This window comes from Gemmobacter nanjingensis (genome assembly GCF_014652195.1).
Taxonomy (GTDB): Bacteria; Pseudomonadota; Alphaproteobacteria; order Rhodobacterales; family Rhodobacteraceae; genus Gemmobacter; species Gemmobacter caeni.
In genome coordinates this window covers 180,238-199,870 of sequence record NZ_BMYI01000009.1, presented here as the reverse complement: position 1 = coordinate 199,870, position 19,633 = coordinate 180,238, and the positions used below count along the sequence as shown (strand labels likewise).

17 protein-coding genes and 1 tRNA gene are annotated in these 19,633 nt (G+C 63.5%); 12 read left to right on the top strand and 6 right to left on the bottom strand.

Annotated elements, in window-relative coordinates:
- A partial coding sequence (locus tag IE126_RS15490; RefSeq protein ID WP_229825548.1) for a fimbria/pilus outer membrane usher protein occupies positions 1–2,257 on the top strand: 2,257 nt, incomplete at its 5' end.
- On the top strand, positions 2,254–3,225 hold the full coding sequence (locus IE126_RS15485) for a Csu type fimbrial protein (RefSeq protein ID WP_189381526.1): 972 nt from the start codon (positions 2,254–2,256) through the stop codon (positions 3,223–3,225). The genes IE126_RS15490 and IE126_RS15485, both read left to right, overlap by 4 nt.
- Positions 3,226–3,317: 92 nt before the next feature.
- On the opposite strand, the gene IE126_RS15480 is transcribed toward IE126_RS15485, so the two are convergent.
- Positions 3,318–4,568 (bottom strand): S8 family peptidase, encoded by a 1,251-nt coding sequence (locus IE126_RS15480; RefSeq protein ID WP_229825545.1) that lies wholly within the window; start codon positions 4,566–4,568, stop codon positions 3,318–3,320.
- A gap of 534 nt (positions 4,569–5,102) precedes the next feature.
- On the opposite strand from IE126_RS15480, the gene IE126_RS15475 reads away from it, so the two are divergent.
- The 4 genes from IE126_RS15475 to IE126_RS15460 all read left to right on the top strand — a co-directional run bounded on the left by IE126_RS15475 (position 5,103) and on the right by IE126_RS15460 (position 6,800).
- The gene (locus IE126_RS15475) at positions 5,103–5,807 is read left to right on the top strand and encodes a capsid protein (protein ID WP_189381525.1); all 705 of its coding nucleotides are present in this window, start codon (positions 5,103–5,105) and stop codon (positions 5,805–5,807) included.
- A 1-nt stretch (position 5,808) separates the two neighbouring features.
- Positions 5,809–6,126 (top strand): hypothetical protein, encoded by a 318-nt coding sequence (locus IE126_RS15470; protein WP_189381524.1) that lies wholly within the window; start codon positions 5,809–5,811, stop codon positions 6,124–6,126.
- A gap of 94 nt (positions 6,127–6,220) precedes the next feature.
- Positions 6,221–6,415: a hypothetical protein gene (locus IE126_RS15465; protein WP_189381523.1), complete on the top strand. Its 195-nt coding sequence runs from the start codon at positions 6,221–6,223 to the stop codon at positions 6,413–6,415.
- Position 6,416: 1 nt separating this feature from the next.
- The gene (locus tag IE126_RS15460; RefSeq protein WP_189381522.1) at positions 6,417–6,800 is read left to right on the top strand and encodes a gp436 family protein; all 384 of its coding nucleotides are present in this window, start codon (positions 6,417–6,419) and stop codon (positions 6,798–6,800) included.
- 715 nt (positions 6,801–7,515) lie between these two features.
- Here IE126_RS15460 and IE126_RS15455 read toward each other — a convergent pair.
- A tRNA-Lys gene (locus IE126_RS15455) sits at positions 7,516–7,591 on the bottom strand.
- Positions 7,592–7,700: 109 nt separating this feature from the next.
- Between IE126_RS15455 and dapF the strand changes: the two genes are divergently transcribed.
- From dapF to IE126_RS15440, 3 genes are read left to right on the top strand one after another with little or no spacing between them, the layout of a single operon-like run.
- Positions 7,701–8,537 carry a diaminopimelate epimerase gene (gene dapF / locus IE126_RS15450; protein ID WP_108128756.1) on the top strand — a complete coding sequence of 279 codons (837 nt, stop codon included), beginning with the start codon at positions 7,701–7,703 and terminating at the stop codon, positions 8,535–8,537.
- Positions 8,534–9,787 (top strand): tRNA (N(6)-L-threonylcarbamoyladenosine(37)-C(2))-methylthiotransferase MtaB, encoded by a 1,254-nt coding sequence (gene mtaB / locus IE126_RS15445; protein WP_189381521.1) that lies wholly within the window; start codon positions 8,534–8,536, stop codon positions 9,785–9,787. The genes dapF and mtaB overlap by 4 nt, the downstream gene beginning before the upstream one ends.
- A gap of 23 nt (positions 9,788–9,810) precedes the next feature.
- Complete coding sequence (locus tag IE126_RS15440) at positions 9,811–11,676, top strand: heavy metal translocating P-type ATPase (protein ID WP_189381520.1); 1,866 nt, start codon at positions 9,811–9,813, stop codon at positions 11,674–11,676.
- A gap of 36 nt (positions 11,677–11,712) precedes the next feature.
- Here the strand turns inward: IE126_RS15440 and dnaJ are convergent, their stop codons facing one another.
- The 4 genes from dnaJ to IE126_RS15420 all read right to left on the bottom strand — a co-directional run bounded on the left by dnaJ (position 11,713) and on the right by IE126_RS15420 (position 16,506).
- The gene (gene dnaJ / locus IE126_RS15435; protein WP_054303282.1) at positions 11,713–12,867 is read right to left on the bottom strand and encodes a molecular chaperone DnaJ; all 1,155 of its coding nucleotides are present in this window, start codon (positions 12,865–12,867) and stop codon (positions 11,713–11,715) included.
- A gap of 70 nt (positions 12,868–12,937) precedes the next feature.
- A complete protein-coding gene (gene dnaK / locus IE126_RS15430; protein WP_054303281.1) occupies positions 12,938–14,848 on the bottom strand; it encodes a molecular chaperone DnaK in 1,911 nt (636 codons plus the stop codon).
- Positions 14,849–15,049: 201 nt separating this feature from the next.
- Positions 15,050–15,619 (bottom strand): peptide-binding protein, encoded by a 570-nt coding sequence (locus IE126_RS15425; RefSeq protein ID WP_189381519.1) that lies wholly within the window; start codon positions 15,617–15,619, stop codon positions 15,050–15,052.
- Between the two features lie 62 nt (positions 15,620–15,681).
- A complete protein-coding gene (locus IE126_RS15420; protein WP_054303279.1) occupies positions 15,682–16,506 on the bottom strand; it encodes an ABC transporter permease in 825 nt (274 codons plus the stop codon).
- Between the two features lie 131 nt (positions 16,507–16,637).
- Between IE126_RS15420 and cysQ the strand changes: the two genes are divergently transcribed.
- The 3 genes from cysQ to IE126_RS15405 are packed head-to-tail and all read left to right on the top strand — an operon-like array spanning position 16,638 to position 19,476.
- Positions 16,638–17,432: a 3'(2'),5'-bisphosphate nucleotidase CysQ gene (gene cysQ / locus IE126_RS15415; RefSeq protein WP_189381518.1), complete on the top strand. Its 795-nt coding sequence runs from the start codon at positions 16,638–16,640 to the stop codon at positions 17,430–17,432.
- On the top strand, positions 17,429–18,223 hold the full coding sequence (locus tag IE126_RS15410; protein WP_189381517.1) for a 3-deoxy-manno-octulosonate cytidylyltransferase: 795 nt from the start codon (positions 17,429–17,431) through the stop codon (positions 18,221–18,223). Before cysQ ends, IE126_RS15410 begins: the two co-directional genes overlap by 4 nt.
- The gene (locus IE126_RS15405) at positions 18,220–19,476 is read left to right on the top strand and encodes a glycosyltransferase family 2 protein (RefSeq protein ID WP_189381516.1); all 1,257 of its coding nucleotides are present in this window, start codon (positions 18,220–18,222) and stop codon (positions 19,474–19,476) included. Before IE126_RS15410 ends, IE126_RS15405 begins: the two co-directional genes overlap by 4 nt.
- Positions 19,477–19,633 lie beyond the last annotated feature (157 nt).

Here is a 19,633-nt window from a genome sequence, read left to right as displayed (position 1 = left end):
ATCCAGTCCGACCGTGATAATCTCCGACATGACCGCCTCCCAATTTGGATTGTTGCGATCCCACCATGGCACATCGATGCCGTCGGGGGGCGGTTACAGCATCAGCGGTATCCTGCCGGATACAGCAGCGCGGCGCGGCGAGGTGCGGCTGGATCAGTTGCCCGGATTGCGCTGGGATCTGGACGAGGCGGCGCAGACGATCTCGTTCGAGGCGACCGACACAGCGCTGGCGCCGCATGTGGTCAGTGCCCGCCCGGCTCCGAGACCGTATGAGGGGGAGGAGGGCGCGGTTGATAGCGGCTTCGGGCTGGTGCTGAACTATGCGCTGGATTTCGAAGCGGTGACAGCTGACGGGTCAGCAACAGATACAACTGCGGCGGGGGCCTTCGAGGCCCGGCTGTTTCTGCCGCTGGGCGCACTGACCTATGGTTTCGCCCTGACCGAGGACGAGGCTGCAGGGCTGCGCCATCGCCGGCTGGAGACCTACTGGCGCAGTGCCTTCCCCGGCGGGGCCGTACAGGTGCAGATCGGTGATTTCACCACGCGCGGGCCGTCCTGGACCCGCCCGGTGCGGCTTGGCGGCCTGCTGGTGGAGCGCAATTTCAGTCTGCGTCCCGATCTGGTGACGATCCCCCTGCCCAGTTTTGCGGGCAGTGCGGCGGTGCCTTCGGCGGTTGAGGTCTATTCCAACTCGATCCGCACTTATGCGACCGAGGTTCCTGCTGGCCCTTTCACGCTGACCGACCTGCCGCTTGCCAGTGGTTCGGGCGAGGCGCAGGTGATCGTACGCGATATCACCGGGCGGGAAACGCGCGTTGATCTGCCTTTCCTCGTTTCCTCCGATCTGCTGCGGCCGGGGGTGGCGGATTATGCTTTTGCGCTGGGCGCCCCCCGGCTGGGCATGGGTACGGATGATGACCATTACGCCGACGATCTGTTCGGCGCCGCGACCTTCCGGATCGGCGTGTCCGAGGCGCTGACACTGCATGGCCATGTCGAGGCAGGCCCGGATCTGCGGCTGGGCGGGCTGGGCGCGACCTTCCGGCTTGGCACGCTGGGCACATCGACTTTCAGCTATGCACGCAGCCGGTCTGATCAGGGGGACGGCCAACTGGCCGAACTTTCGGGCAAACTGAGTTTCGGCCGGTTGCAGGCCTCCGGTCGGCTGATGCGGAGCTGGGGCGATTTTTCGGACATTGCCGCGGTGACGGCGGAACCTGGCCTGGCGGGTGATCCGGCCTCGCCGCTGACCCGGCTGGGTCAGATTTCTCTGACCATGCCACTGTCGGGGCCGGGCGGGGCCGCCGCGAGCCTGTTCGCCGCCGATACCCGGCGCGCCGACGGCAGTGCGGACACCAGCCTTGGCCTTGCCTACAGCCGCCCTGTGCTGGACGGCGGCACGCTGAGCCTCAGCGCGTTGACCGTGCGGGGGCAAACCTCAGATACGGTGCTCGGCCTTGGTCTGCATGTGCCATTGGGAAAACGTGGCTATGCGGGCAGCACGCTTGAACGGCGGAATGATGGTTTCCGGTTGGCGGCGACGGCTTCGGGGGGCAACCGCGACCGGCAACGCGGCCATGATTGGCGGGTACAGGCCAGCCGGGACGAGGCGACCAGCCTGCGCGCCAATCTCGGGCTGAATGGGCGCTATGGCCGGGCCGAGCTGGGCACGCAATTCTCTGACAGGTCGCGCAGTCTGGGTCTGAGGCTTGATGGATCTGTTGCAGTGGCCGGGGGCGGGGTTTTTCTGACCCGTCGCATTCAGGATTCCTTTGCCGTTGTCGATGCAGGTGCTGCTGGCGTGGAGGTCAAATCGGAAAACCGCACTGTGGGCCGGACCGGGCGCTCGGGCAGGCTGCTTGTGCCCGACCTGCGCGGATACGAACGGAATGTCCTGTCGATCGACCCCTCGACCCTGCCCCTTGACGCAGCCATCGGCAGCACCCGCCAGACCGTGCGTCCGGCCTATCACAGCGGTGCCCGCGTCGATTTTGGGGTCGAGGCCAATCCGGCAGGTGCGATGATCGTACTGGTCGATGCCGGTGGGCTGCCGCTGGATGTGGGCGGCGGCGTACAGATCAATGGCCGCGACGATGGTCTGCTGGTGGGCTATGACGGGCAGGTCTATGCACTTGGCCTGCGCGCAACCAACACCGTCAGCGTGACCTATCCGGGGAAACCGCCCTGTCGCGGCAGCTTTGCCTATGCCGATGAACCCGGCAGGATTACGGAAATCACCGGGGTGGTTTGCCAATGATCCGAACCGCGCTGATCTGGCTGCTGTTCCTGTTCTGCCTGACCGCCACTGCGGGCATGGCGCGGGCACAGACTTGCAGCTTTTCGGCGAGCGACATCGTTTTCGGCCAGGTCGATACACTTTCCTCCGGCGCCACCGATACCACTGGCACGATCTCGGTCAGTTGCAGCGCGTTTCTGGGTTTGCTGTCGTCCATCGACATTCGCATCCATGTCGGGGAGGGGCGCGGCGGGGCGAATGGCGCGACCCGGCGGATGACCAGCACCACTACGGCGACGCCACTGAACTTCCAGCTTTATCGTGACGCGGCGCGCAGCGATCTGCTTGGCGGAAGTTACTGGAGCTATGGCGGACAGCCGATCCGGCTGACCGGCGCCTCTGTGCTTACCCTGCTGACAACCTCAGGGATGAATGTGCCGGTTTATGCCCGTGTACCGGGAGGTCAAGGCAGCGTGATACCGGGCAGCTATGGTTCGGTTTTCGACCGCAATCCCCTTGATGTGAGGGTGGATTACACGACCTGCAACCTGCTTCTGTTTTGCACCAACCGCACCGCGAGCTTTTCCTTTTCCGTGTTGGCAGATGTGGTGCCGGACTGTCTTGTGACAGCGGAGGATCTGGATTTCGGCACAACCGGATTGCTGAACAGCGCCATCGACGCGACCAGCCAGATTGACGTGACCTGCACTGCCAATTCCGCTTTCGATATCGGGTTGGGTTACGGCTTCTACGGCACCGGGTCGGGCGACCGGAAAATGCAGGATACAGGCGGAAACCAGATCTGGTACGGCCTGTTTCGTGATGCGGCGCGCAGCCTTTCCTGGGGAGAACTGGGCGACGGCGCCGCTCAGCCCGGCACTGGCAGCGGTGCGGCGCAGAGCTTTACCGTCTACGGTCGTGTTCCCGCGCAGGCAACTCCACCGCCGGGAATCTATTCTGACACGATCATCGTGACCATCACCTATTGATCGCGTGTCTCAGGCCTCGCCGGCCAGTTTGTAGCGCGACAAAAATAGGTGGCCAAAACGACAAAATTAGGGGGCAGCAACTGAAGGCAGAGCTATGCGCAAAATGCATATCTCGACGCTCCCTTCGCCCCCCTTGCCGAGGCTGCGCGCCGCGTCGAAGACGGCCCAAAGCCGCCGGTCGGTTCCAGTAGGATGCTGCACTGCGGTTTCATCGAACCGGCCAATTTTCGTTGCGGCTGCACAACTAGGGGAGGAGTGGAGACCAGAGTGAGCTTCGCGTAGCCTCTACACTTTCCGCCGGCGACCAGCGAAGGCGGCCACGAAAATCGGAAATTGATCTGCTGGCCTTCTTGGATGCGAGAGGCAAACACCAGCGTGATCGAGTGATCTCCAGTTTCCAAAATCCTGTCAGCGGAAGGCGGCAAGCCGAAACCGACGAGGTGGCGTGCGACAGGCCCGAGTTCCTTCGGACGCAATGGCTCTGGGGTCTCAGCGTTGTGAACAAGAAGTCCAATAAGCATTTCTCTGGAGACCTCGCCCTCGATCTCGTGCACCAGCTTCGCGGCGGTCTTGGCAACCAGCGGCGATGCGTAGCTGGTGCCGCAGCCGTCTACAACCGTCCCATCGGGCAAGACCGAAAACAGGCCATGGCCAAGGGAAGCATGTTGCGAGCCGGAGCCACCGACATGCGCAAGATCAGGCTTCACACCAGATCGCAGGCCGGGTCCCCGGCGGCTGAAGCGTGTGGGTGCGAAGGGCAGGCAGCCCCCGTGACCCGGCGGGTTCACTGCGCCGACCGCCACGTTTCGCGCGCTCTCAGCCGGTGTAAGGAGGCCATCGTTTCGTGCTAGCGCCAAGTTCGAAAGGGCTGTGGCAGTGTCCCCAGGCCACTCAGGGCGAAAATCCTGCGGGTCAGTATTTCCCGCCGATACAAATACGACAGCATTGTTCTCTTCGGCAATCTGGTCGAGCCGAGCCGCGTGTGTGCTGTAACGATCCGGCACGGCAGGCTGGAGTATGTTCAGACTCATGTTGAAGACCCGGACCCCGTGCCTTGCGCGCGCGTCCGCCACGGCGGTGCCCAACTCTTCAAAGAAGTCAGTGAGGCCACAGGAGTAGTAGGAGGAGAAAGCACCCGGCTTCCTTTGATCTGGAAATATAGCCAAGTCCACCAGTTCCGCGCCGTCGGGTTCAGGGCAGGTCTCAGGGCCATTCAAGGCTCTTCCCGCGACCGCTAGCCCTCCAATGAACGTGCCATGATTGAGGTCCATGTCCTCGTCGGCCAGTATGTCCCATCGGTCAATGATCCACCCCGACAGGGCGTCGCCGATCCCGCCGTCCACGACGCCAATTCTTGGGTGCGATGACTGGGCGCTTCGACGGGGGATGGTCGCAACGCTGGGTCGAGCTCGCACCAGCGCCGGAGTTCTCGCAGAACGGACTACCACGCCCGGTAGCTCAACACTCCGAACGAGAGGGTGCCTGTCGAGGAACTTCAGAAGATGGGAATGCCGCTGGGGATCGTCGTCAAAAGGCGCGAGAGCACGCCGTTCGCGCGCCGTAGAAGATGCATTTGTCAGCCTCAAGACAGCGCCGTTCGGCGATTGGTCTAGGCGGACCAGAAGTCTCGGAAGCCCACGCTTCCAGTTTGGCAGCCGCTCAACCGACATACCTTTCCCAATCTCTCCAAAACCTTCTACGAAGGTGGAGATCAATTCGCGATGAGGCGCGTCGAGCCTGTCCCACTCGTCTCTTGGCGGAACGAGATCGAAAAGCTCAACCTCGTAGCTACTGCCGGTCATGGGGTTTGAAAGCCATGTGACGGCTTCTTCGATCGAAAATCCGCCGTCGAGGATTACGGCTTCGACGCGCCCATCGTGCATTTCGATGTCGAGGCCGCCGCCAATGCCCGCGCCCGGGGCCTGTCGGCCATCGACCCGGAAAGCCATGCGGTCGAGATGCTGACCGATGTGCTGCAGAATATCCGCGAGGTGCGGGTGGCGGGGCTGGTCCACAACCTCAACACCTATGCCGCCGACAAGCGGGTCACGCTGTCGGGCAGCTCGCAATGGTCGGATTACGCCAATTCGGACCCGATCACCGCGCTGAAGACCGGGCAGGAATCGACGCTGGTCTATCGCCCGAATACCTGGGTGATGGGGCGGCCGGTCTGGTCGAAGCTGTCCTCGCACCCGATCATCGTCAATGCGATCAAGGGCGGCACCCAGACCTCGGGCCTCGTGAGCCGCGAGCAGTTCATCGAGCTCTTCTCGGGCGAGGGGCTGCAACGGCTGCTGATCGGCGATGCCTGGGTGAATACCGCCAAGCCCGGTCAGGCGCCGTCACTCAGCCGGTGCTGGGGCAAGCATCTGGCCATGCTGCACCTCAACCCCGGCGCTTCAGTCGAGCGCGGCGGCATCACCTTCGGCGCCACCGCCGAATATGGCAGCCGGATCTCGGGCCGGATCGAAGACCCGGATGTCGGGCTGCAGGGCGGCTACCGGGTGCGGACGGGCGAGCGGGTCAAGGAACTCGTGATCGCAAAGGACGTCGGCTACTTCGTCCAGAACGCGGTGCAGTGACATGGCAAAGCGTCCCGTACCCCCGGCCGGGGAAAGCGCCCCGGCCAATACCCCCGCCATCTCCCCGGATCCGGCAGAGGCGGCCCTGCTGCAGGCCATCGCCTCCATCGGCCCCAATCTCGCGCCGATCCTGCCCAAGGGCACGGCGCCCGAAATCCTGTCCGAGCGCCGGATCGCCACGGTGGCCAGCGCCATCGAGCATGACGGCTACCGCTTCGCCCCCGGTGATCCGATCCCGCTGACCCTGAGCGAGTTCACCGGGCTGAAGGGCACCGGCGCGCTGGCCGATGCCAGCTGGGACGATCTCGAAACCCTCTAGCGCCATCCGGCGGCCTGCGCGCCGCCGGGGCCGATCCCCTGCCGGGCGGCGCGTGACGGCCCCCCGGCCCCTTCGCACCAAGAGGAGCAGAAAGATGACCACCAAAGTCACCGTGCATGCCCATGGCTGGCCTGTTCGGGTCCGGCATCTTGATCCCAACGGCCCAGGCATGAACATCCCCGTGCGCGTAGAGTCCGGCGAAACCCGCGACTTCTACGTTCACCGGGCACAGGATCTTCGCATCCACGAAATCCAGCCGGGCGAGGTCGCCGGGACCGAGGCCGCGTGACATGACCTATGCCACGCTCGAGAACCTGACCGAACGCTATGGCGCCGACATGCTGCTCGGCATCACCGACCGTGCGACGCCCCCGGCCGGGGGGATCGATACCGGGGTGGTGGCGCGGGCGCTGGCCAATGCCGATGCCACGATCAACGGTCGCCTCGGCACCCGCTTCGTGGTGCCGCTGGCGGAGACGCCGCCGGAGATCCGCGAGATCGCCGAGGCCATCGCGATCTGGAAACTGCATGTCTACAAGCCCGACGAGAAGATCGAAGCCGATTACAAGGAGGCGATGAAGACGCTCGAGGGCATGGCCGCCGGGTCTGTCGTGCTGCATGCCACCACGCTTGCCCCGGTGGAAACCGGCGGCACCGGCGCGCGGCTCCGCTGACCTATGCGGATGGCGCATAGCTCGCACATCGCCATTTCTCATAACGCATTGAAATCATGTAACTATGAACTGGAAGGCCGCCAGTTCCGAGTTTCCGGCCTAAAAACAGGGGTTTCGGGGCTGAAAGACCGGGTGAAATCCCCGTAAGCTATTGAAAAGACGTAACTATGAACTGAGTTCAAAAATCCGCGCACGAGTTCCGAGTTTCGCACTTTCCCCGGATTGGCTGAATCGCCCTGAAACAGCCGTTAAAGCCAAGTTTTATTGATGTTTTCGGGCGATTAGCAGCTCGGGTCCGGGCGCCAGCGAGGGCGCGGATCACGCTCTGGCCACCTGTTTGGCGCAATATTTTCGTCGCGACCGACATGACCGCCCCGAAGCCGCCCAGACACGCCACCAGAGCCTCACAGCCTCGGCAAGCGCCTTATTTTATTGAGGAAAGACGGATGGCGACGGGTAACGACACCTGACGACGGATAGGGCAACGCACTCTCTTAAAAACCCCCATGTTTTTGTCGCGTTACACAGTTCAAAAGCGACTGCGAAGATCATGGTGTGTCTGGAAGTTGGTTATGGGCAGCCTGTTTTGCAGGCCGTGGCCAGTCGTCAAACCATGGTCAGAACCCGCATAAACGAGAGCGATGAGATCTGTGTAATGAAGGATACGTCAACTGCAAAGTGCAATATATAACAATCGCCTATCGCAGGATTACAGTGGTGAGCCCGACAGGATTCGAACCTGTGACCCACTGATTAAAAGTCAGTTGCTCTACCAACTGAGCTACGGGCCCGCCTTCTGTGAGCGGCTAACTACGGAACTCGCGGGGGGCGGTCAAGAGCCAATCCACTTAAAAATCGTCATCTCTGGCAGAATCCTTCAAGCTGGGGTAGGAGGCTGGCATGACAGAGCTTTTCCCCCACGGCCTGCCCTTCATGAAGATGCATGGAGCAGGCAATGATTTTGTGGTGATCGACTCGCGCGGGCGCGGGGCGGTGGTCACGGCTGCGCTTGCGCAGGCGGTAGGGGACCGCAATCGCGGTGTCGGCTTTGATCAGCTTGCCGAGATTCGCGATGCGGCAGATGCCGATTTCGCACTCGATTTCTGGAATGCGGATGGCAGCCGCGCAGGTGCCTGTGGTAACGCCACCCGCTGCGTCAGCGCCTATATGATGCAGCAACTGGCGCAGGATGCGGTGGAACTGACGACCCAGCGCGGTCGGCTCACCGCACGCCGCCTGTCGGATGGCCGCGTTGCCGTCAACATGGGGCATCCGCAACGGGACTGGCGCGATATTCCGCTGGCTGAAGCGCAGGATACCACGCGCCTGACATTGCCGGGCACCCCCGCTGCCGTCGGGATGGGGAATCCGCATTGCGTCTTCTTTGTTGATGATGCCGAGGCAGTGGATGTGTCGGGCCAGGGCGCGATCTATGAGCGTCACAACCTGTTCCCGCAGCGGACGAATGTCGAATTCGCAAGTGTTCTGGCGCCGGACCGGCTGCGTATGCGGGTGTGGGAGCGGGGGGCGGGTATCACCCTGGCCTGCGGCTCGGGCGCCTGTGCCACTGCCGTCGCGGCTGCGGAGCGCGGCCTGACGGGTCGGAAGGTCGATGTCGTGGTCGATGGCGGCTTGCTGCAAATCGACTGGCGCGAGGATGGCGTCTGGATGTCCGGGCCGGTTGCGCGAGTCTTCGACGGTGTGCTGCGCCCGGATTTTCTGGCAGGTCTGGAATGACAGCCCCGGTTTTCTCTACGCTCGGCTGCCGGCTGAACGCCTATGAAACCGAAGCCATGAAAGAACTGGCCGCGGCGGCGGGTGTCGATAACGCCGTGATTGTGAACACCTGCGCGGTCACGGCAGAGGCCGTGCGCAAGGCCAAGCAGGAAATCCGCCGCCTGGCCCGCGAAAATCCGGGGGCGCCCGTGATCGTGACGGGCTGCGCGGCGCAGACCGAACCCGAAACCTTCGCGGCAATGCCGGAAGTGACCAAGGTCATCGGCAATACCGAAAAGATGCAGCCCGAAACATGGTCTGGCTTGCGCGCGCCCGATCTGATTGGCCTGACCGAAAAGGTGCAGGTGGATGACATCATGTCTGTGCGCGAAACCGCCGGGCACCTGATCGACGGGTTTGGCCGTCATCGCGCCTATGTTCAGGTGCAGAATGGCTGTGACCATCGCTGCACCTTTTGCATCATTCCCTATGGCCGGGGCAATTCACGCTCGGTGCCTGCGGGGGTCGTGGTCGAACAGATCAAGCGGCTGGTAGACAAGGGGTTTCACGAAATCGTCCTGACTGGCGTCGATCTGACAAGCTGGGGGGCGGATCTGCCCGCAACCCCCCGGCTGGGCGATCTTGTCATGCGCATCCTGCGGCTGGTGCCGGATCTGCCGCGCCTGCGCATCAGTTCGATCGATTCGATCGAGGCGGATGAGATGCTCATGCAGGCTATTGCCACCGAACCGAGGCTGATGCCGCATCTGCACCTGAGCCTTCAGGCCGGGGATGACATGATCCTGAAACGGATGAAGCGCCGCCATCTGCGCGATGACGCCATCCGGTTCTGCGAGGAGGCGCGGCGCCTGCGGCCAGACATTGTCTTGGGGGCGGATATCATCGCGGGCTTTCCGACTGAAACCGAACAGATGTTCGAAAACTCGGTGAAGCTGATAGGCGACTGCGGGCTGACCTTCCTGCATGTCTTTCCGTTCAGCCCGCGCAAAGGCACACCCGCAGCGCGCATGCCGCAAGTCAACGGGGCTGAGGCAAAGGCGCGAGCTGCCCGGCTGCGGGCCGAAGGCGAGTTGGCATTGGCCCGGTATCTTGCCAGCCAGACCGGCCAGACGCGCCAGATCCTGACAGAGACGCCGCGCATGGGCCGGACGGAACATTTCGCCGAGGTCCGGTTTGAGAGCGATCAACCGGAGGGGCAGATCGTCACGGCGCGGATTACCGGATTTGCGGGCCAACAGCTCATCGCATAAGCTCACCCCGAAAGGGGACAGCCATGCCGGAACACAGCCACGGGAACCATGACAACCTGCTGATTGCAGTCGTTCTTCTGGGGATGGGCGCCGCGCTCTTCAGCGCCTTTCCGTTGCCTGGCTGGTGGGGCCCGGCGGGCCTGATAGCGGTTTATCTGGCCGCTGGCGTTCCCACCGCCCTTTCCGCCTTGTCCGAACTGTTTCGTGAACGGCGGCTGGATATCGACCTCCTGATGGTGCTTGCAGCCCTTGCTGCGGCTGCTGTCGGCTCTGCCCTCGAAGGGGCGGTTCTGCTGACCCTGTTTGCCATCTCTGAAACGTTGGAAACACGTGCGATGGGGCGGGCGCGGCGCGCGGTCGAGGCGTTGATGGCGCTGCGCCCCGATACCGCGCTCAAGCGGCAGGGCGGAACGGTGGTCGAGGTGCCCTCGGCAGAGCTTCTGCCAGGCGACATCGTGGTCGTGCGCCCCGGTGCGCGGGTGCCGGTGGACGGGGTGATCGTCGAAGGCGAGGCCTCGATGGATTTGTCGACGGTGACGGGCGAATCGATGCCCGCACACAAGGGGCCGGGGGATCGGGTTTTCGAGGCGACGGTGAACCTGAATGGCGTGCTGGAGGTTGAGGTCAGCCATGCCGCCGCTGACAGTACCGTAGCCCGGATGGTCGCGTTGGTGACGGAAGCGCAATCGCAAAAGGCGCCGTCCGAGCGATTTTCGGACTGGTTCGGCCAGCGTTATACGATTGCCGTGTTGCTTGGGGCCGTCGCCGCGTTTTTGGGCTTTCTGGCCACTGGCACAGATATGGATACCGCGCTTTACCGGGCGGCGACGCTGCTGGTGGCGGCCAGCCCCTGTGCGGTCGTGATCTCGGTTCCTGCCGCGATCCTGTCGGCGCTGTCAGCCGCCGCGCGGGGCGGCGTTCTGTTCAAAGGCGGCGGCGCGCTGGAGGCATTGGCCGAAGTCCGCGCCTTCGCCTTCGACAAGACCGGCACGCTGACCACCGGCCGGGCCGAGGTGACAGGCCTGCATACGACGGATGAATCACGCTTTCTTGCACTGATGGCGGGGATCGAGGCGCAATCGGAACATCCTATCGCCGATGCGATCCGTCGTGCGGCGGCCGAGCGCGGTATTGATGCGGCGGGGGTGCATGAGGTCCACGCCCATCCCAGCGAGGGCGTCACCGGGCAGCATCCCGATGGCCCCTTGTGGGCCGGGAATGCGCGGATGGCGGCGCGCATGGGGGCTGACCTGCCGCATCTGGATGGGGTCAGCGACGGGGCGGAAACACTGATCTGGCTGGGCCGCGAGGCCGAGATCCTGGGGGCGGTGACTGTGGCGGACCGGCCGCGCGACAGTTCGCGCGCGGCGGTGACCCGGCTGCGTTCCGAAGGTTTGACCCTGGCACTGATGACTGGCGACCGTCATGCCGTGGCCCGGCGTATCGGTGCCGATCTTGGTTTTCAGGAAACGGAAATCCACGCCGACCTTTTGCCCGCCGATAAGGTGGCGCTGGTGGGGGATCTGGCGGCGCAGGGCCGCGTGGCCTTTGTTGGCGACGGGGTGAACGATGCGGCTGCCCTCGCCCGCGCCGATGTCGGTATCGCCATGGGCGCGGCGGGCAGCGAGGTCGCCTTGCAGGCCGCCGATGTGGCGCTGATGTCGAACGAGATGGGGCAGCTTGCCGCCGCCCGCCATCTGGCGCGGCGCACGGCGCGCATCATCCGGCAGAACCTGATCTTCGCGCTGGGCGCCATGCTGGTGCTGGTGATCGGCGGGCTGTTCTTCGATCTGCCGTTGCCTCTGGCGGTGCTGGGGCACGAGGGTGGTACGGTGCTGGTGGTGCTGAACGGGCTGCGCCTTCTGGCCGATCCAATCCGCCGCGCCTGAAACGAAAGGGGCGCCACACGGGCGCCCCGGTCGTTCTCAGTTCTTCATCCCGTCCCAGAAGCTGCGCACCTTCTTGAAGAAAGAGCTGGCTTCTGGGTTGTTTTCTTCCGACAGTTTCTCGAACTCGCGCAGCAATTCGCGCTGGCGGGCGGTCAGGTTCACCGGGGTTTCCACCACCAGTTCGATCAGCAGATCGCCGGTGCCGCCCCCGCGCAGCGCAGGCATACCCTTGCCGCGCAGCCGCATCTGCTTGCCGGTCTGGCTCCCCGCGGGCACCTTCACGCGACTGCGGCCGCCGTCAATGGTCGGCACCTCGACCTCGCCCCCCAGCGCAGCGGTGGCCATCGGCACCGGCACGCGGAAGAACAGATGCACGCCGTCACGCTGGAAGATCGGGTGTTCCTTCACCTCGATGAAGATGTAAAGGTCACCCGTCGGCCCGCCGCGCAGACCTGCCTCGCCCTCACCGGCCAACCGGATACGTGTGCCCGTCTCCACCCCGGCCGGGATGTTGACCGACAGCGCACGGTCCTTCTCGACCCGCCCGGCACCCTGACAGACCTTGCAGGGATTTTTCACCATCTGCCCCATGCCATTGCAGGTCGGACAGGTGCGTTCGACGGTGAAGAAGCCCTGTTGCGCCCGCACCTTGCCCATGCCCGAGCAGGTCGGACAGGTCACAGGCTCGGCGCCGCCCTCGGCTCCGGTGCCATGACAGGCGTCGCAGGCAACCGAGGCCGGGACATTGATGGTCTTCTGAACGCCCTTGTAGGCTTCCTCCAGATTGATGCGCAGGTTATAGCGCAGGTCCGAGCCGCGTTGCGCACGCGAGCGTGCACCGGCGCGACCGCCGCCGCCCATGAAGTCGCCGAACAGGTCTTCGAAAACGTCCGAAAACGCGCTGGCGAAATCACCGTTGCCACTGAAGCCGCCGCCACGCGGGCCGCCGCCACCGCCCATGCCGCCTTCAAAAGCCGCGTGACCGAACCGATCATAGGCCGCCTTCTTGTCCGCATCCTTCAGCACGTCGTAAGCCTCGTTCACTTCCTTGAACTCGGCTTCGGCATTGGGATTGTCGGAGTTACGGTCGGGGTGAAGCTCTTTGGCCTTGGCCCGGTAGGCTTTCTTCAGTTCATCCGCAGATGCCCCGCGCGAGACGCCGAGCACCTCGTAATAGTCACGTTTTGCCATGGCTTATCCCCCTTCGGAACCGGAGAGGGGCGGCCCGTTGCCGGACCGCCCCCTTCGGATTTCCGCGGTCTTACTTCCGCTTGTCTTCGCCGAGATCCTCGAAATCGGCGTCGACAATGTCGTCATCGACCGAACGGGGGCCATCTTCATCCGCGCCGCCGTCGCCATCGGCCTGCTGCGCCTTGTAGATGGCTTCGCCCAGTTTCATCGCTGCTTCGGTCAGGTTCTGGATGCCGCCGCGGATCTTGCCCGCATCGTCGGACTTGAGCGTTTCTTCCAGCGCCCCCATGGCCAGTTCGATGGCTTCCACGGTCGAGGGATCGACCTTGTCGCTGTGTTCGGCCAGGGACTTCTTGGTCGAGTGCAGCAGGCCTTCGCCCTGGTTGCGGGCTTCCACCAGTTCCTTGCGCTTCTTGTCGGCCTCGGCATTGGCCTCGGCATCGCGCACCATCTTTTCGATCTCGTCGTCGGACAGACCGCCGGACGCCTGGATCGTGATGTTCTGCGACTTGCCGGTGCCTTTGTCCTTGGCCGAAACCGAAACAATGCCGTTGGCGTCGATGTCGAAGGTCACCTCGATCTGCGGCATGCCGCGCGGCGCGGGCGGGATGTCTTCCAGGTTGAACTGGCCCAGCAGCTTGTTGTCGGCCGCCATTTCACGCTCACCCTGGAACACCCGGATCGTCACGGCGTTCTGGTTATCCTCGGCAGTCGAGAAGACCTGGCTCTTCTTGGTCGGGATCGTGGTGTTGCGGTCGATCAGGCGCGTGAACACGCCGCCCAGCGTTTCGATGCCCAGCGAGAGCGGGGTCACGTCCAGCAGAACCACGTCCTTCACGTCGCCTTGCAGCACGCCGGCCTGAATGGCCGCACCCAGCGCCACCACCTCATCGGGGTTCACACCCTTGTGCGGTTCTTTCCCGAAGAACTTGGTCACCTCTTCGATGACTTTCGGCATCCGGGTCATCCCGCCGACCAGAACCACTTCGTCGATGTCGCTGATCGACAGGCCTGCATCCTTCAGCGCGGCCTGGCAGGGCTTCATCGAGCGTTTGATCAGGTCGTCGACAAGGCTTTCCAGCTTGGCGCGGGTCAGCTTCATCACCATGTGCAGCGGCGTGCCCGAGTTGCGGTCCATCGAGATGAACGGCTGGTTGATCTCGGTCTGGCTGGAGGACGACAGCTCGATCTTCGCTTTTTCGGCCGCTTCCTTCAGGCGCTGAAGCGCCATCTTGTCCTGGGTCAGGTCGACGCCATGTTCTTTCCTGAACTCTTCGGCCAGGTAATTGACGATACGCATGTCAAAGTCTTCGCCGCCGAGGAACGTATCCCCGTTGGTGGATTTCACTTCGAACAGGCCGTCGTCGATTTCCAGAATGGTGATGTCGAAGGTGCCGCCGCCAAGATCATAGACGGCGATGGTCTTGGTGTCTTTCTTGTCCAGGCCATAGGCCAGTGCGGCGGCGGTCGGTTCGTTGATGATGCGCAGCACTTCAAGGCCCGCGATCTTGCCCGCGTCCTTGGTGGCTTGCCGCTGTGCGTCGTTGAAATAGGCCGGAACCGTGATGACGGCCTGAGTAACGGTTTCACCCAGATAGGCCTCGGCGGTTTCCTTCATCTTCTGAAGGATCATCGCGCTGACTTGCGCGGGCGAGAATTTCTCGCCGCGGACTTCGACCCAGGCGTCGCCGTTCCCACCGTTCACGATGGAATAGGGCACCAGTTTCTTGTCCTTTTCCACTTCCGCATCGGTCACGCGGCGCCCGATCAGGCGCTTGACTGCGAAAACGGTATTGGTGGGGTTGGTGACGGCCTGCCGTTTGGCGGCCTGTCCGACCAGACGTTCATTTTCCGTAAAGCCCACGATCGAGGGCGTGGTGCGAGCCCCTTCGGAGTTCTCGATGACGCGCGGCTGCGACCCGTCCATGATGGCGACGCAGGAGTTCGTGGTCCCGAGGTCGATCCCGATGACTTTGGCCATGATATGCTACCTCTTCTTTCGGCGATGTTGTGGAGGCGGACCCTGAAAAGGCTTCCGTCCCCGATCCCATTTCAAGCGGCGGGGCGGCCCGCCCCAACCGGCTTCCCGGCGTATATAGGCAGGGCGAAAAGCCCCTGCAAGCGTGACAATCGGATGAATTTCCAGAACGGCAGGGGGAAAGCCCCCTGTTGTTCCGCCCGATCAGGGGGCCAGCGAACAGCAACCCGAAAGGGCGATGGGTTCGGCACCGCTTTCCTGATCGGGATTGACGAACAGGCTGATCGACAGGCCGTAATCCCGGTCGCTCATTCCATCGTTGCAGGATTCGGCGGTCAGCGTGGCAAAGCCCTTCCGCGCTGGTCCCTCGATCTGCCAGCCGATCTGGCCTGCACGGCTGGTGCTGGACAGGTGCCAGTCAATCCAAAGCCCAAGCGCCCCGTCCTGATCCCCCATCTGTGACAGCGCCATATTGCGCCGGGCGGGGTCGTAGACCAGCGACCAGAAGGGTTCGGTGCCAAAGCAGGTCATGGGCCGGTCAAGGCTTTGCCAGCCCGGCCCAGCCACGGGCGCCAGATAGCGCATCGAGACCCACCCCGACGCTTCGCCCAGGTTGACGCGGCCCCAGGTGCCGCCGGGCGCCAGCGCGACAACCTCGACCATGCGGGCATCGTGCGGCAGGCTGCCGATCTGCGGTGCGTTTGCTTCGGGCAGCGTGCGGATGTTCAGCACATCATCCGGCGCCACATCCCGAACGTCGAAAAGGGCAGGCATGTCCTGCGCGAGGGCGGGGGCGGTAAGGCAAGAGCAGGCGATCAGGGCAGCAAAGCGTGACGTCATCGTTTAGAGAACCAACTGGCCGAGATATGTTTACGGGTATAGAATTCCGCCATCATCCCGATGACGAAACAGACGCAGGTTACCTTCACGGCATAGCCGATGCTGGTGTAGTGGGGATGGTAATTCATGAACACGAAGCCCCGGCCCTGGTCGATGGTATGGAACAGGGGGTTCCAGTCAAACCATTGCCGGATCTTGTGCGGGGCCTGGTTGGCAATCAGCATCTTACCGCTGGCGATCATGTTTGCGCGCATGTAAACCATTGTCACAACACCAAAAACATCCGGTGCCCATGGTTTCGCGGCGAGGAAGATCATGCCAATGGCCACCCCCGAGGCCCAGGACAGCAGCATCATCCCCATCGCACCGACGGGATCGTGAATGGTGATGGGCGTGAAGGCGGCGTGGTAGCCATAAAGCACGCATGAAGCAGACAGAATTTGCAGGTAAAGTGAACTCAGCGCCGACGAGGCGATGGACACGATGGTATTCATCGGCGCGTGTTTCATCATGGCCGAGGTCGGGCCTTCGGCACCCGCCACCGCACCCAGAGCCTTGGAATGAGTCATGAACATGAAGACGCCGGACATGACGTAAAGCACGAAATTCCCGCGCACGGCTGCTGCCCGGTTCGATCCCATCAGCGTCATCATCGTATAGAACACCAGCACCAGCACGACGGTCTGCACCATGTTCAGCAGCAGACCCAGCACAGCATTGCCATGCCCCTGACGCACATGCCGTACGCTGGCGTGAAAAATCAGTTCCAGCGTGGCGAAGGCCGATTGTGCCGACGACCTTGCGCGTTCTGCCTCGAACATTCTGCCGCACCTCTTACGGACCTGGTTCCCATCTTGCGCGGGAAATCTTGCCGATCCCTTAGCGACGGATGATAAGGGGATCAGAAAAATGAAGCAACATTAAGGCCCCAAGGGCCGCGCGGAGCCTGCACATGGATCACTCGACCCTCGTTCCCGCCATTCGACGTCTCGCTCTGGAAGCGGGTGACCGGATCATGGAGATCTACAACTCGCCCGAGTTCGAGGTGAAATCCAAAAGTGATTCCAGCCCGGTGACCGAGGCGGACGAGGCAGCGGATGCGATCATCGCGGCTGGTCTGCGCGCGGCATTTCCGGATGTGGTGCTGATCACCGAAGAGCAGGCGGCGAGCCATGGCCTCAGCGCATCGACCTTCCTGATCGTCGATCCGCTGGATGGCACCAAGGAGTTCGTGCAGCGCCGTGGCGATTTTACCGTCAACATTGCCTATGTCGAAAACGGGGTGCCGCTGCGGGGGGTGGTCTATGCTCCGGCCAAGGGACGGCTGTTCTACACGCAGGAGGATGGCGCAGCGGTCGAGGAAACCGGCGCTTTCGACAAGGCCGAGCGTGGCCCGGTCACGCCGCTGCATGTCAGTACGCCGGACAATAATGCGCTGATGGTCGTTGCTTCCAAGTCGCATCGCGATGCTGCGACGGATGATTACATCGGTAAATACGGGGTAAAAGACATGACCTCGGCCGGGTCGTCGCTGAAATTCTGTCTGGTGGCGACGGGCGAGGCCGACCTGTATCCGCGCCTTGGCCGGACGATGGAATGGGATACCGCCGCCGGCGATGCCGTGCTGCGCGGTGCCGGCGGCCATGTCGTACGCTTCGATGATCACGCGCCGCTGGCCTATGGCAAGGCGGGCTGGGATAATCCGTTCTTCATCGCCTATGCGCCGGGTGTGGAGCTGAAGAAGTGAGCGTCCTTCTGGCCATTCCCGCCCGCTATGCCTCGAACCGCTATCCGGGTAAGCCTCTGGTTTCGTTGAAAGGACCGGATGGGGAAAAGACCCTGATCCGCCGCTCATGGGAGGCGGCGCAGGGGGTGAAGGGTGTTGATCGCGTGGTGGTCGCCACCGATGACGACCGCATCAAAACCCATGCCGAAAGCTTTGGTGCCGAGGTGGTGATGACCTCCTCCGCCTGCCAGAACGGCACCGAACGCTGCGCCGAGGTGGCGGCGAAGCTGCCGGGCTATGAGATGGTGGTGAACCTGCAGGGCGACGCCCCGCTGACACCCGCATGGTTTGTCGAGGATCTGATTGCCGGTCTGCGCTCGGATCCGCAGGCCGATATTGCGACGCCGGTGCTGCGCTGCGATGGCCGGGCGCTGAACGGCTTTCTGGCCGACCGTCGTGCGGGTCGGGTCGGCGGCACCACTGCCGTGTTCGGCGTGGGCGGGCGGGCGCTCTATTTCTCGAAAGAGGTGGTCCCCTATACCGGGAAGACCTTTGCTGACGAGGATGCGACGCCGGTCTTTCACCATGTTGGCGTCTATGCCTATCGCCCGCGCGCGCTGCGCGCCTATCCATCCTGGCCGGTTGGCCCGCTGGAGGTGCTGGAGGGGCTGGAGCAGCTCCGTTTCCTCGAGCAGGGCCGCAACGTGCTCTGCGTCGAGGTCGAAGCCAAGGGGCGTCAGTTCTGGGAGTTGAACAACCCCGAGGATGTGCCCCGGATCGAGGCCATGATGGCCGAGATGGCCGGCGCGTGACCGATCTGCCCACGATCAGTGTGATCGTGGCAAGCTGGCAGCGGCCGGAAGCCTTGCGCCGCTGCCTGACCGGGTTGCGGCAGCAGGATCATCCGCAGCTGGAGCTTTGCGTCGTGGCCGACAGGGCCGCCTGCGACGTGGTGGTCGCGCCGATGCAGGCGGCGGGGCTGGTCTGCAAACTGGCGGTGGCGGCACTTCCCAACCTCTCGTTGTCGCGGAACACCGGGCTCGCTCTGGCTGCGGGTGAGGCTGTAGCCTTCATCGATGACGATGCGGTGGCCGAGCCGACCTGGGCGAGCCGCCTTGCCGCAGCCTTCCAGACTCCCGGCGTGGTCGCGGCAACCGGGTTCACGCGTGGTCGCAACGGGATTTCCTTTCAGTGGACGGCGACCAGGGTCGATGCGACGGGGCAGGACCATGCGCTGCACCTTCCGTCTGGCATCAGCATGCACTCCGGCACGCCACACCAGGCGGTGAAGCCCGTGGGCACGAACTGCGCCTTTCGGCGCATGGCCCTGCTTGGCGTGGGTGGTTTCGATCCGGCCTATCGGTTCTACCTTGAAGATGCCGATATTGCCCTGCGTCTTGCCCCCCTTGGTATGACCGCCGTTGTGCCCGATGCGCAGGTGCATCACGGCTTCGAGGCCAGCAACCGCCGCCGGGCCGACCGCGTGCCTCTGGATCTGCATGAGATCGGCGCCTCCAGCATGGTTTTTCTGCGCCGTCACGCCGCAGAGCGGGAATGGGCCCCCGCGCTGGACCGTCTGCATGCCGACCAGCGGCGGCGGCTGCTCAGCCATATGGTCACCGGCCGGATCGAGCCACGCGAGGTCGAGCTTCTGCTGCGGGGGTTACATGCGGGTATAGCGGACGGGGCTGCCCGTCCGTTGCCGGTACTCTCATCCTTGCCCGACAGCTCCGGGTCCTTCCTTCCGCTTCCTGGCACCGGGCCGCGTCCGGGCGCTGTTGTGGCGGGCAGGGTGTGGCAGCGCGCGCAGCTTGCCCGCCGGGCGCGTGCGGCGGTGGCGGCGGGGGCGGTGACCACGGTCCTGCGCTTCAGCCCGACAGGGCTGCGCCATCGGGCGAATTTCCATCCCGATGGCTACTGGCAGCAATGGGGAGGTCTGTTTGGCGCGGCCCGCCGCGAGGAACCGCCTTTCCGCCTGATGCGTTTCGATGACAGGGTGCTGCGTGAATGTCGCAGATGGGCGGAAGTGCGCCCATGTGTGGCAGACCCCGAGCGGGTGTCTTGAGTGCGCGCATGGCCTGCGTTAGGCGTCACAGGAGTTTGCCGTAATCCCACACCTGACTTCCAAAATGGCACCTTTTTGTCACTTTATTTGGTTATGCAGGATGAAATGCGGTATGATCGCCCGAAATGGCGTGCCAGCCTTTGTTTGAAAGCATGCA

What these genes read in the sequence shown, in the direction of transcription:
- dnaK (WP_054303281.1), bottom strand. Translation starts at nt 14,848, where the DNA reads ATGGCCAAAGTCATCGGGATCGACCTCGGGACCACGAACTCCTGCGTC.
- IE126_RS15420 (WP_054303279.1), bottom strand. Translation starts at nt 16,506, where the DNA reads ATGTTCGAGGCAGAACGCGCAAGGTCGTCGGCACAATCGGCCTTCGCC.
- IE126_RS15425 (WP_189381519.1), bottom strand. Translation starts at nt 15,619, where the DNA reads ATGCCTGCCCTTTTCGACGTTCGGGATGTGGCGCCGGATGATGTGCTG.
- dnaJ (WP_054303282.1), bottom strand. Translation starts at nt 12,867, where the DNA reads ATGGCAAAACGTGACTATTACGAGGTGCTCGGCGTCTCGCGCGGGGCA.
- IE126_RS15470 (WP_189381524.1), top strand. Translation starts at nt 5,809, where the DNA reads ATGGCAAAGCGTCCCGTACCCCCGGCCGGGGAAAGCGCCCCGGCCAAT.
- IE126_RS15465 (WP_189381523.1), top strand. Translation starts at nt 6,221, where the DNA reads ATGACCACCAAAGTCACCGTGCATGCCCATGGCTGGCCTGTTCGGGTC.
- mtaB (WP_189381521.1), top strand. Translation starts at nt 8,534, where the DNA reads ATGACAGCCCCGGTTTTCTCTACGCTCGGCTGCCGGCTGAACGCCTAT.
- cysQ (WP_189381518.1), top strand. Translation starts at nt 16,638, where the DNA reads ATGGATCACTCGACCCTCGTTCCCGCCATTCGACGTCTCGCTCTGGAA.
- IE126_RS15460 (WP_189381522.1), top strand. Translation starts at nt 6,417, where the DNA reads ATGACCTATGCCACGCTCGAGAACCTGACCGAACGCTATGGCGCCGAC.
- IE126_RS15440 (WP_189381520.1), top strand. Translation starts at nt 9,811, where the DNA reads ATGCCGGAACACAGCCACGGGAACCATGACAACCTGCTGATTGCAGTC.
- IE126_RS15485 (WP_189381526.1), top strand. Translation starts at nt 2,254, where the DNA reads ATGATCCGAACCGCGCTGATCTGGCTGCTGTTCCTGTTCTGCCTGACC.
- dapF (WP_108128756.1), top strand. Translation starts at nt 7,701, where the DNA reads ATGACAGAGCTTTTCCCCCACGGCCTGCCCTTCATGAAGATGCATGGA.